Origin of the sequence: Pseudobdellovibrio sp. HCB154 (assembly GCF_046267985.1) — a bacterium.
In the GTDB taxonomy this organism is placed as follows: Bacteria; Bdellovibrionota; Bdellovibrionia; order Bdellovibrionales; family Bdellovibrionaceae; genus Pseudobdellovibrio.
The window spans coordinates 1-12867 of record NZ_CP176530.1 but is presented as its reverse complement, the minus strand read 5'-3'; the positions used below and the strand labels follow the sequence as shown (position 1 = coordinate 12867).

Genomic DNA, 12867 nt, shown 5'->3' with positions numbered 1-12867 from the left:
TATGATTATCAGCCCAATTATTTTTCGCGAATACGATATCCGCGGTGTTTACAACAAACAATTCGACGATGAATTTGCTTATTACCTTGGAAAAGCTTTTTGTTCTTTCGTTCATAAAAAAACGGGAAAGAAAAACTTTCGTTTATCTTTAGGCCACGACGCCAGAACTTCTTCTACTCCGCTAATCGAAAATCTTAAAAAAGGTTTCGTAGAATCTGGTGCAGAAGTTTACATGCTTGGCATGGTGACTTCACCCATCAGTTACTTTTCTACATTCGCACTAGATCTAGACGGCGGCATCATGGTGACAGGTTCTCACAACCCACCAGAGTACAACGGTTTTAAAATTTCTTTTGGTAAAACAACAATTCACGGTGCTGAAATTCAGCAGCTTTATAAAATCATTTCTGAAAATGATTACGTAACGGCTCCTGGCGGATCAGCTAAACAGTACGATATCTTTCCTGAATACTTAGAGCGTTACAAAAAAGAATTCGGCCAATTAAAACCAATCAAAGTGGTTCTTGATTGTGGTAATGGTGCCGGTGGCGTAATCGTAAAACGTCTATTTGAAACTGTGGGTTTAACGCCAGAAATTTTATTTGAAAAGCCAGATGGAACATTCCCGAATCACCATCCAGATCCAACTGTAGAAGAAAACTTAGTTGATCTTGCTAAAAAAGTTAAAGAAACAGGTGCTGTAGTGGGTATCGGTTTTGACGGCGATGCGGATCGTATTGGTATCGTTGATCACACGGGAAAAATGATTTACGGCGATGAATTAATGACGATCTACGCTCGCTCTGTATTAGCGACTAAAAAAGGTGAAAAAATCGTTGGTGATGTGAAATGTTCTGATCGTATGTACAACGACATCGCTAAACACGGTGGCGTTCCGGTGTTATGGAAAACAGGCCACAGCTTAGTAAAAGAAAAAGTTAAATCAGAAAAAGCACCCTTCGGTGGTGAAATGTCTGGTCACGTATTCTTCGCTGATCGCAACTACGGTTACGACGATGCTCCCTACGCCGGTCTTCGTTTGTGCGAAATCTTATCTCAAACTGGAAAAAACATTCCACAGTTATTAGAAGGTTTACCTCCGGCATTTAACACGCCAGAAATTCGTATTGATACCACTGAAGAGAAAAAAGTTTTAATCGTAGAAAAAGTAAAAGAAGCGTTTTCAAAACCTTCAGACGATTTCAAAGTAAACTTAATCGACGGAATCAGAATCAGCTTTAATGATGGTTGGGCTTTGGCTCGTGCTTCGAATACACAACCGGTATTAGTTGTACGTTTCGAGTCATCAACTGAAGCAGGTCTTAAAAAGATCCAAGATTCAGTAATGTCTGTAGTGAATAAATACTTATAATTTAGATTTTAACATTTAGAATCTTTGTTGAAACCCATGCAGAAATGCGTGGGTTTTTTATTTGATACGCCGCTTTCCAAAAAGGTACGGCCTACCTTTTCGGGCAAAAAAAAGAGCCGGTATTAAACCGACTCTTTTTAGTTTTAATTTTTCTGTAAAGAAAAAATTAGAAACCGAAACCAGCTGCTGGTAATTTTACGAAAGCAACTAGGAACGCTAAGATAACTAAAGACTCGATAAGAGCTAAAGCTAAGATAAGCGGTGTGAATAATTTGTCAGATGCAGCTGGATTACGAGCCATACCTTCTAAAGCAGCAGAAGCAGCTTTACCTTGAGCAGCTGTACCACCGAATACTGCTAAACCGATAGCGATTGCAGCAGATAAAGCGATTAAACCACTGTTTGAACCAGTAGTTGCAGTTGCAGCAGCTTCTTGTGCGAAAACGCTAACAGAAGCTAATAATGTTGTAGCAAATACGATTGCCTTTTTCATGTGTTTCTCCTTGATACCTAAGTACCAGTTAATTAGTGGTCGTGGGCTGTAGCAAGAGCCACGTAGACCATTGATAATAAAGTGAATACGAACGCTTGAATTACGCAAACAAGCATTCCCATTAAGTAGAACGGAATTGCAGGACCGATCGGGAATAAGTTTAAGAAAACTGTTAATACCGCGTGGTCACCTGTCATTACATTCGCTAAACGTAAACCTAAAGTTAATGGACGGATAAAGTGAGAGATTAACTCGATGATTAACATTAACGGAGCTAATGCTAACACTGGGCCTAAGAAATGTTTAAGGTAACCTAAACCACCTTCTTTTAAACCAATCACGTTATACGCTAAGAAAGAAAACACACCGAATGCAAACGTTGTGTTGAAGTTGTCAGTCGCTGGAGTCATACCAGGAATTAAACCTAAGAAGTTGTTGATTAAAACGAAAGTGAAGATCGCTGCAAAGTATGGAGCGAAATGACGACCGTGATGACCGATAACTTGGTTTGCTAAGTTGTAGATGTATTCAGTTAAGAATTCGAAAACACCGCGAACAGAAAATTTGTTCGTTGGGATAACAGCTGCATCGCCAGAACCTAAAGTTACGCGAGCTACAACACCTAAAAGAATTGTGATTGCTGCTGCTAATAATAAAGTTGCAACGTGAATGTAGTGGTGACCTACTCCAGGGATTAATTGCGTCCAGTTAAAATGCATATTACGTCCTTACGGTTTAATTTCTTTAGCTTTATTTTCTGCTTCCACAGTTTTCTGCTTATACAGAGCTACGAGAACAATCGAAAATACAAACGATAAAAATCCGATTAATAAGCCAATAGAATCAAACCAACTCTGGCGGCTCATCTGTATTACGATATATCCAAGTAACGGGTATTTTAATATAATGACGACGACCCCTAGGGCAACGGATTTTTTCTCGAAAACCACTCTCCAAATAAGCCAAATTCCTAGCAAATTCAGAATCAAGAGCAGATGACAAATCACTGCGGTTCCGGCCATCGTTGGTTTTCCAAAAAACCAGGTTGCTAAACCAGTCACAACGGCTGTTAGCAGAGAAATAATTGCGATTTTTTTAATCATTTAAAGGTTCTTTCTACTGATCTTTATTTTTTTCGATCGCGCGTAACTTGGTGATAAGACTGATAAACCACACAACAAAGGCCAAGACAATCAATAAAGCCTTAAGATAGTTAGGGTAGCCCTGCTTGACCGCATACTCGCCACCATAGATTGCAAATAAAATGAGCGATATCAATTCAAAGCCGATCGCCCCAAACATTAAGTACTTATTTTGCTTCGGTGGTTTGGAATTTGGTGTACTCATTTGCGGACCCCTTTTGTGAAAGGTTTATTCACCAACTTTTCATTTAGACGCTTAATTCTTAGATCGTAGTAAGACTGATCTTTAATTTTATCTTTGTTGTGGGTCAGGTAAGCGATGGCCGCCTTATAATCCTGTTTTTCTTCGTAAGTCATGGCGACCACTACATATAGATTTTCATCGGCAAAATATTTCGCGTCGTTGGCCAAAATAAGGTGATAGTTTTTAACCGCCTCATCATATTGACCAAGTGAGGTAAAGGTCTGCGCCTTTAATTTTAAAAACGCATTTTTTTCATATTTTGCAGGTCCCAAAAACACGTCGATATATTCTAAAGCGGTTTTAAAACTTCCGGTATAACGATAACACTGGGCAATTTTAAGTCTGATTTGTTCTAGTTTTTCTGGATCTTTAATAAGTGATTCTAACAAAAGATATTCTTTGACCGCTGTTGTGTAGTCTTGAATATTTTCAAAATAAACTTCGGCAATAGCCTCTTGTGATAACAACCGAATCGAAGCGTCTTCAGATTTTAAAATAAGTTCACGGTACACAAGCAAAGCTTTATTATAGTCATGAATTTCAAAACGTAAAATACGAGCGATCTCGAATTCGGTTTTTGACCAAAGACGATTGTTTTTTTCTAATTCTGCAGAGTTTTCTAATAGATCAACAGCGTCTAAGAATTGACGCTGTTCGATTTTTTCTTGAGCCAAATGAAAGAACTTTTCGGCTCTTGATTGGCAAGCGCAAATCGCGCCTGCCATCAATAGAAGTGTGAATAACTTAGTGGATTTCTTCGCCAGCTTTATCTTCATCATCGACAACAGCTAAACCTGAAACGAACTCTTGCTTCTCATCTAAGTTAATTAATCTTACACCTTGAGTGTTACGTCCAAGAACTGAGATATCAGAGATTTTCATTCTGATTACTTGGCCTTGATCCGTAGATAAAATTAACTCTTGAGCCGCATTTACTTTTAATGTTCCTACTACGTTACCAACTTTATCAGTTGTTTTTTGTGTGATGATACCAACACCACCACGGCTTTGTACGCGGTATTCAATGACTTCTGAACGTTTACCGTAACCTTTAGACGTTACCATTAATAAAGTATCTTTCGTGTCTTTTTCGATCACTTGCATACCTACAACGATATCATCTTTAGCTAAAGTAATACCTTTTACGCCGCGGGCAGAACGGCCCATGCCACGCACGTCATCTTCGTTAAAACGAATCGACATACCTTCTTTAGTTGCGATGAAAATATCAGATTGGCCATCAGAAATTTTTGCAGCTACTAGTTGATCTTCAAGATCAGTTGTAAGAGCGATAATGCCTGCTTGGCGTGGATTAGCGAAAGCATCTAGCGATGTTTTCTTAATAATCCCTTTTTCAGTTAACATCACAACGTATTTGTTTTCGCTGAATTCATTCACTGGTAAAATCGCTTTTACTTTTTCGCCGGCAGCAAGCTGAACAACGTTCGCAATCGCTTTACCTTTAGAAGTTCTGTTACCTAATGGTAATTTATGAACTTTACACCAGTAAACTTTACCTTTGTCAGTGAATACTAATAACTGAGTTTTAGTCGAAGCCGTGAAAAGATCTGTTACGTAATCCTCTTCACGAGTTTCCATACCCTTAAGACCTTTACCACCACGTTTTTGAACGCGGTATTCTTCTGTGTTGATACGCTTGATGTAGCCCGTGTTTGTGATTGTCACAACCATTGGTTCGTCAGCAATTAGATCTTCATCTTCAAGATCATCCATATCGCCAGTGATTTCTGAACGACGTTTATCAGCGTATTTTTTCTTAATATCTTCTAATTCACCAACGATAATTTTGTAGATCTCTTTAACATCAGCTAAAACGAATTTTAACCAATTAACTTGTTTCATGATCTCGTCTAATTCGTCGATGATTTTTTGAATCTCTAAGCCAGTTAAACGTTGTAAACGCATTTCTAGGATCGCAACAGCTTGGCGTTCAGAGAATTGGAATTTATCCATTAACGCTTCACGAGCTTGGTTGGCTTCTTTAGAAGCTTTGATCGTAGCAATTACTGCGTCGATATTATCTAAAGCTTTTTTCAAGCCTTCTAAAATATGTGCGCGTTCTTGGGCTTTTTTAAGTTCGTAAATACAACGTTTAGTTACAACGTCACGGCGGTGATCAACGAATGCTTCTAACATTGATTTTAAATCAAATGTTACCGGCTGATTCGATTTATCAATCGCAAGCATAATGATACCAAAGCTTACTTGTAACTGAGTAAATTTAAATAAACGATTTAAAACGACTGAAGCGTTTTCACCGCGTTTTAAAATAATAACTACGCGCATGCCTTCGCGAGAAGATTCGTCGCGGATATCAGAGATACCTTCAACAGTTTTTTCTTTCACAAGGTCAGCGATAGATTCGATTAATTTAGCTTTATTTACCTGGTACGGAAGCTCGGTCACGATAATTTCTTCGTGATCTTTTTTAGTTTCGATTTCAGTACGTGCTTTTAACGTAATGATACCGCGACCTTTTTTGTAAGCTTGTAAAATACCAGCGCGACCAGCGATTAAACCTGCCGTTGGAAAATCTGGTCCCGGGATTCTTTCGATTAATTCATCGATTGAACACTCAGGATTGTTAATTAAATGAATAGCTCCATCACAAACTTCGCCTAAGTTGTGCGGCGGAATATTTGTCGCCATACCTACGGCGATACCAGATGAACCGTTCACTAATAAATTTGGAAATTTAGAAGGTAAAACTAACGGGATCTCTAAAGAGTCATCGTAGTTCGGACCATGAGCTACAGTTTCTTTTTCAATATCAGCTAATAATTCTTCAGCTAATCTCGTCATACGAACTTCCGTATAACGAGAAGCGGCCGCGCTATCACCATCAATAGAACCGAAGTTACCTTGACCATCAATTAGCGGGTAGCGAAGAGAGAAATCCTGCGCCATACGAACCATAGTATCGTAAGCAGCGTTATCGCCATGCGGATGGTATTTACCGATCACGTCACCGACAACACGGGCAGATTTTTTATAAGGTTTATCGTGAGTATTTGATAATTCGTGCTGAGCGAATAAAACACGGCGGTGAACCGGTTTTAAACCATCGCGCACATCTGGAAGAGCACGGCCCACGATGACAGACATTGAGTACTGTAAGTAAGCTTCGCGCATTTCTTTGTTAATATCTACGTTAGTTACGCCTTTTACTGGCACGTTGTTATTTGAATCCATTTAACATTTCCCTCTATACATCTAACGAGCGCACTAATAACGCATTATCTTGGATAAACTTACGACGAGGCTCAACTTGCTCACCCATAAGAACTGAGAATGTCTCATCGGCTGCAACAGCATCATCAATTGTTACTTTTAATAAATTACGATTTTCTGGATTTAGAGTTGTATCCCATAATTGCTCTGGGTTCATCTCTCCTAATCCTTTGTAACGTTGGATGTAGATTCCTTTTTTCGAATTTTCCATGATGTCTTCATAGAACTCGTTATAGTTTTCAAACGATTGTTCTTCGCTACCTTTAACAATTGTCATAGGTAATTTTGAAATCGATTGCATGTGATTCCAGATGCTTCTGATTTCAACGATTTCAGAGAAGTTGATCATGTCAGATGATAAAACTGTTTTCATGCGGTCAGCATAACGAGTTGTTTCAACGACTGCTTCAACTTTTCCGTCAGTTGTTTGAACTGTGAAATCAACTTCAGTCACACCAAGAGTTGGTTGTGCTGCAATCCAAGATTTTAATTCTGTTAAGGCTTTAGTTAATTTAGCTTCGTCTTTTAACGTCGACTCTAAATCAGTTACTTTACTTAATAAGAAATATAATACGTCTCTGTCATACTTGCGTGATGAAGAGTGTAGTAATGAGTTGAATTTTTGGATGCCTAATACGAATTTACGTAATTCAGCAGTTTCAACTTTTTTACCTTTTACTTCGAAAGAATCTAAACCAGTTTTTAATAGATGTTCTGTAAGTGCAGCTTCATCTTTTAAGTAAGTCTCAGATTGACCTTTTTTAGCACGGTATAAAGGTGGTTGAGCGATGTAGATATAACCTTTTTCTAAAACTTCAGGCATCTGACGGTAGAAGAAAGTTAATAAAAGTGTACGGATATGCGATCCATCCACGTCGGCATCGGTCATAATAATGATTTTGTGATAACGGATTTTATCGGCAGAAACATTTTCTTTACCGATTCCAGTTCCTAAAGCCGAAATCATCATTTTGATCTCGTCGTTTGATAACATTTTATCAAAACGCGCTTTTTCTACGTTTAGGATTTTACCTTTTAACGGTAAAACAGCTTGCGTCTTACGATCACGCGCCATTTTTGCAGATCCACCGGCCGAGTCTCCCTCCACCAGGTATAATTCACATTTTGCTGGATCGCGCTCTTGGCAATCTGCCATTTTTCCAGGTAATGATCCGCCATCTAATGCTGTTTTACGACGAGTTAAATCACGGGCTTTTCTGGCAGCATCACGCGCACGCGCAGCTTCCACACACTTAGTTACGATAGTTTTGGCAGTTCCAGGATTTCTATCTAACCAGTCAGCTAATTTATCATTTACTAAAGACTCAACGATACCTTTTACTTCGGCATTACCAAGTTTAGTTTTTGTTTGTCCTTCGAATTGTGGTTCGCGAACTTTTACAGAAATAATTGCCGCTAAACCTTCGCGGATATCTTCACCTTCGATTGATTCTTTAAAATCTTTTAAAAGATTTTTTTGTGAAGCGTATGAATTTGTCGTACGAGTTAAAGCGCCACGGAAACCCACTAAATGCGTTCCACCTTCGTGCGTGTTGATGTTATTTGCGTAACAGTAGATCGATTCAGAGTACGAATCATTCCATTGCATTGCGATTTCAACTTCAACTTGGTCTTTTTCACCTTTGAAGTAAATCACTTCATTGTGAATAGCTTTTTTAGATTGATTTAAGAATGAAACGAATTCAGCAACACCGTTTGCGTATTGGAAATCAGCTTTCTTACCAGTAGCTTCATCAGTTAAACAAATATGTAAACCCGCATTTAAGAAAGCGATCTCACGGAAGCGGTTTGATAACGTGTTGAAGTCAAAAGCCATTCCTGGCTCTTTGAAAATTTCTAAATCAGGTTTGAAAGTTACAATTGTACCGGTACGAGTTGTGGGACCAACTTTTTCTACTGGGCCATCTGGAATACCTTTGTGGTAAACTTGACGGTAGTGAGTTCCGTTTTTATGAGATTCAGCTTGGCAACGAGAAGAAAGCGCATTTACAACCGAAGCACCTACGCCATGTAGACCGCCGGAAACTTTGTACGCGCCACCATCGAATTTACCACCGGCATGTAATACCGTGTAAACAACTTCCATCGCATCTTTGCCAGATTTGTGTGGACCAACAGGAACACCACGGCCGTTATCGTCTACCGATAAAGAACCATCTGTGTGAATTGTTACGTAAATATTTTTACAAAAACCAGCTAAGTGTTCATCGACAGCATTATCTGCAATTTCGTACACAAGATGGTGATAACCACGAATCGTTGTATCACCGATGTACATTCCCGGTCTTTTACGAACGGCTTCAAGTCCTTCTAAGACTTGAATATCATCTGCGCCGTATTGTTTATCTGCAGATACGGCAGTTGTTGAAACTTGTTCAGACATGAGCACCTCTCACACATTAAAAAAGAAAAAATATTTAAATTTATTTCTTTAACCGCTGAAGTTAATCAGCAGTTTGTACAAATCCATTTTGCACATTGAAAACGGTACTACGATCGATGTTCAGTTTTTTTAAAACTTCGATATCTGTTGAGGTTAAAAAGGTCTGAGTTTGAATTTCATTCAAGGCCAAAACAAGCGAACTTTGCTTAGTTTGATCGAGCTCTGACAACACATCATCCAATAACAAAACAGGGTAGAATCCGTTAACCCTGTAATGATACACGATTTGAGCCATTTTGAAAGCTAATATGATAGATCTTTGCTGCCCCTGCGAAGAGAAAAAACGTGAGTCATTTCCGCTATATAGAAATATGACATCATGCTTCTGAGGACCCACCAAACTAATGCCCGCGGAAAGCTCAGCTGGGAGCAGTTCTTGAGCTCTTTTTTTCATTAAATTTATCAACATTTCCTCAGAATTTTCCACAATTTTTTGGTCGGAAATTTCATAAGAAAAGTCAAAAGTCACATTTGGATTTTTAGTTTCAATTTTTACGAGCGCTTCTTGCACAAAAGGTTTGATATCAGCCAAGCATTTAATGCGTAAATACGTCAGTTTACCTGCTAAATTGAAATAAATCTGATTAATACTCTCTAAAGTTTGTAGTCCCATATCGCGGGAAATTTTATCTTCAGAAATGTCTTTTAAAATTTTATTGCGCGTTCTTAAGGCTTTTTTAAATTCGACTAAAAGCTGTTTGCCATTTTTGACGCTGGTTTCGATTAAGCTATCTAAAAGCTTTCTACGCTCATCAGCGCTTTCTTTGATCACTGACAAGCTTTCAGGTGAAAAAAGCACAACAGGCGGCAAATACTGCTCAATCTTGGTGGTTTTTTTATCATTCACCAAAACTTCTTTTTTGTTTCCTAAAAGTTTAACCAGGATTTGGTATTCAAGATCGTTATTTTGCACGGAAGCTTTAATAAAAGCGTTGGGTTGGCCAAATTGAATTAAAGTTGAATAGTCAGAATATCTAAAGCTTTCGCCTTCGATTAATAAATGGATACTCTCGATAAAATTAGTTTTTCCCTGACCATTATCGCCAATAAAAATATTTAAGCGTGGAGAAAGTCGTAGAAAAGCCTCAGAAATATTTCTAAAGCTTTTTAAGCCAAGGGTATTTAATTGCATCAAATTCTCATAGGCATAACTACGTTGACGTAGTCATTTTTTCCAAACGCTTTTAAAACGCCTGGAGACACTTGATCGTTTAATTCAATTTCAACACTGTCTTGTTCGATATTTTTTAAAACATCTTCAATGTATCTAGCGTTAAAACCGATTTTTAATTCTGGCCCAGCGTAATCAATTTCTAATTCATCTTTAGCATCACCTAATTCAGGGTTGCTTGAAGTGATTTCTAGTTTATTAGAACTGAACGATAATAAAATCGCTTTAGATTTTGCATTCGCTAATAAAGAAACTTTTTTTAATGAAGATAAGATTGATTCACGCGGAATTTTAATTTTATGAGATAACTTCTGTGGAATAAACTGTTGATAATTCGGATATTTACCTTCGATCAATCTGATCATTAATACGCAAGTGCCGCATTTAACGATAAATTGAGAACCTTCTACTGCTACATAAACATCTTCAACAGTGTTCTCGATTAATTTTTTAATTTCGAATAAACCTTTTTTAGGAATAATCACGCCTACTTTTTCATTGAATGTTAAATTAGAAAAAGATTTTTTAATTAAACTTAAACGGTGACCATCAGTTGCAACCATCGTTACGTTATTTTTATCTGAAGCTTCAAAGAACACTCCATTTAAGTGATAACGTGTTTCATCGTTAGAAACGCTGTAAATAGTTTTATCGATCATCTGCTTAAATTCTGCCGCATCGATCTTAGAAAAGTTTTCTGATTTATAAGTTGGGAATACTGGATACTCTTCAGCAGCCACACCAACAATCTTTGATAAAAACTTACCCTGTCTAATTTCTAGGTAGTTATTATCTTTTTTAGTTAATTGGATTGGGCCTTCTAATAATTCTTTAGTTAAATCAAATAGGCTTTTAGCGCTCACTGCAACCTTACCATCTTCTTTAATTACGGCAGGGCTACTGTCAGTAAGGCTTACTTCTAAATCTGTAGCATAGGCTTTTAATTGATTATTAGCGGTTTCTAAAAGAACGTTCACTAAAACAGGCATTGTGTTTCTTTTTTCAACGATGTTTTGTGTTCTGCCAATTAATCCTAATAAATCTTTTTTCTGAATTTCGATTTTCATATAAAGCCTTTTGTTCTTAAATTTTTGGATCCCAGTTTACCTAATAATATATATATAAATAAGTAGTAGTATTAGTAGGGGCTGTAGTTATCCGTAAAACTCAATTAAATTATTGAAACTTCTATCTTTTTTACGTGGAAAACTCAACCCTTAGCTCAATGTTTTCATGGTTCAATTTTGGGGGAAACTTTACCCACAAAGTTATCCCATTACTAATCCACATTTGTTTCCACAATCCACATGCTATAAACCTGTGATATTGTGGATTTGGTTCACTAAATCGTCGATATCACTCTTAAATTGCAAATCTTTAGCCTGTGAAGATTCGACTTTTTCCAGTGAATTGATCACAGTTGTGTGGTCGCGGCCGCCAAAAGTTTTACCAATTTCAACTAATGACTTATCTAAAAACTTTTTGATCAACCACATTGCAATTTGTCTAGGCACAACGATTGGTTTCGCACGACTGCTCGATTTTAAATCAGTAATTCTAATTTTGTAGTGTTCAGCAACAATTCTTAAAATTTCATCAACACTAATAGTCGCTGTGTTTTCGTGATGTGATAAAATTTTACGCGCTAATTCTAAATTCACTGTTACACCTTGAAGTTCAGAGAACATTTTAATTTTGTTCAAATTTCCTTCAAGTTCACGGATCGAACGTTTTGAAATGCGTGCTAAATAAGAGATCGCATCTTCAGGGATACGCAAATTTTTCTTTTCAGCTTTGTAACGTAATATGGCTATTCGCGTTTCCAAATCAGGCATTGTGATATCCGCGATTAAACCACGCTCAAGTCTTGTGCGCGAACGATCTTCTAAATTTAAAATATCTTTCGGCATGCGGTCGCTGGCTAAGATCACCTGTCTTCTGCGTTCAATAAAAGCATTGATCGTGTGGAAGAATTCTTCCTGCACCGCTTGACCACGCTCTATATATTGTACGTCATCGACAACTAAAACATCACAGTTCTCTCTATATTTAAGACGGAACTTATCCATCTCTTGTCTGCGAATAGATTGAACACATTCATTTAAGAATTTTTCGGCACTAGTATATAGTACACGATAGTGTGGATAGTTTTGGTGAATCTGGTGGATAGCCGCTTTGAGTAAGTGAGTTTTACCCATTCCAGAAGGTCCATATATAAAGAGAGGATTGTAATCTCCTTCACCCGGGCTTTGTGAAACATTATATGTCGCTGCGTGTGCGAACTCAGAGTTTTTACCCACAACGAATGTAGAAAAGGTAAACTCTTCACCTAATAGTTCCATGTTCACTACGGGTAGTGGACGTGCTTGATTTAATTTATTCTGAACTTGCAGCAATTCATCTGAATTTTGCAATACATCTTGTAATGATGAATTGTAATCAACAGACGTTTTCTCTGAAACAATAAGATTAATCTCGAAATCTTCAGTAATAAGTGATTTGATTTCAGAGACGATTTTATCTTTTAAATTTTCGCTGACATAGAAATGAATAAATTTGTTAGGCACAGATAATGTGAAGTGAAATTTTTCATCTCTTTTTTCAGTACTAATGAATTCAACGGGTTCTAAATAGGATTCTAAAATGCGGTTTGACCCACTTTTTTGCTTAATCGAAGTCTTTACCTGACTCCAGAATGATGAATCCAGATTTGCTGAATTTAACTGCAT

Annotated in this window: 11 protein-coding genes; 1 reads left to right on the top strand and 10 read right to left on the bottom strand. The window is 37.5% G+C overall.

The genetic code is table 11. The features are described 5' to 3' along the window. Position 1 precedes the first annotated feature (1 nt). Positions 2 to 1372 (top strand): phosphomannomutase/phosphoglucomutase, encoded by a 1371-nt coding sequence (locus tag ACKWCF_RS00055; RefSeq protein ID WP_409478647.1) that lies wholly within the window; start codon positions 2 to 4, stop codon positions 1370 to 1372. A 166-nt stretch (positions 1373 to 1538) separates the two neighbouring features. Here ACKWCF_RS00055 and ACKWCF_RS00050 read toward each other — a convergent pair whose 3' ends face one another. The 10 genes from ACKWCF_RS00050 to dnaA all read right to left on the bottom strand — a co-directional run bounded on the left by ACKWCF_RS00050 (position 1539) and on the right by dnaA (position 12867). Continuing rightward, complete coding sequence (locus tag ACKWCF_RS00050; protein ID WP_409478646.1) at positions 1539 to 1865, bottom strand: ATP synthase F0 subunit C; 327 nt, start codon at positions 1863 to 1865, stop codon at positions 1539 to 1541. A 32-nt stretch (positions 1866 to 1897) separates the two neighbouring features. Continuing rightward, positions 1898 to 2584: a F0F1 ATP synthase subunit A gene (atpB, locus tag ACKWCF_RS00045; protein ID WP_409478645.1), complete on the bottom strand. Its 687-nt coding sequence runs from the start codon at positions 2582 to 2584 to the stop codon at positions 1898 to 1900. Positions 2585 to 2593: 9 nt separating this feature from the next. Then, positions 2594 to 2968 carry a hypothetical protein gene (locus ACKWCF_RS00040; RefSeq protein WP_409478644.1) on the bottom strand — a complete coding sequence of 125 codons (375 nt, stop codon included), beginning with the start codon at positions 2966 to 2968 and terminating at the stop codon, positions 2594 to 2596. A gap of 13 nt (positions 2969 to 2981) precedes the next feature. Then, positions 2982 to 3212, bottom strand: a complete 231-nt coding sequence (locus tag ACKWCF_RS00035; RefSeq protein ID WP_409478643.1) for a hypothetical protein — start codon at positions 3210 to 3212, stop codon at positions 2982 to 2984. After that, the gene (locus ACKWCF_RS00030) at positions 3209 to 4030 is read right to left on the bottom strand and encodes a tetratricopeptide repeat protein (RefSeq protein ID WP_409478642.1); all 822 of its coding nucleotides are present in this window, start codon (positions 4028 to 4030) and stop codon (positions 3209 to 3211) included. Before ACKWCF_RS00030 ends, ACKWCF_RS00035 begins: the two co-directional genes overlap by 4 nt. After that, positions 3996 to 6464 (bottom strand): DNA gyrase subunit A, encoded by a 2469-nt coding sequence (gyrA, locus tag ACKWCF_RS00025; RefSeq protein WP_409478641.1) that lies wholly within the window; start codon positions 6462 to 6464, stop codon positions 3996 to 3998. The genes ACKWCF_RS00030 and gyrA overlap by 35 nt, the downstream gene beginning before the upstream one ends. Before the next feature lie 13 nt (positions 6465 to 6477). Next, the gene (gene gyrB, locus ACKWCF_RS00020; RefSeq protein WP_409478640.1) at positions 6478 to 8907 is read right to left on the bottom strand and encodes a DNA topoisomerase (ATP-hydrolyzing) subunit B; all 2430 of its coding nucleotides are present in this window, start codon (positions 8905 to 8907) and stop codon (positions 6478 to 6480) included. A gap of 61 nt (positions 8908 to 8968) precedes the next feature. Next, complete coding sequence (gene recF / locus ACKWCF_RS00015) at positions 8969 to 10099, bottom strand: DNA replication/repair protein RecF (protein ID WP_409480270.1); 1131 nt, start codon at positions 10097 to 10099, stop codon at positions 8969 to 8971. Beyond that, entirely contained in the window at positions 10099 to 11205 is a 1107-nt protein-coding gene (gene dnaN, locus ACKWCF_RS00010) for a DNA polymerase III subunit beta (protein ID WP_409478639.1), read from the bottom strand. Before dnaN ends, recF begins: the two co-directional genes overlap by 1 nt. Before the next feature lie 243 nt (positions 11206 to 11448). Continuing rightward, complete coding sequence (gene dnaA, locus ACKWCF_RS00005) at positions 11449 to 12867, bottom strand: chromosomal replication initiator protein DnaA (protein ID WP_409478638.1); 1419 nt, start codon at positions 12865 to 12867, stop codon at positions 11449 to 11451.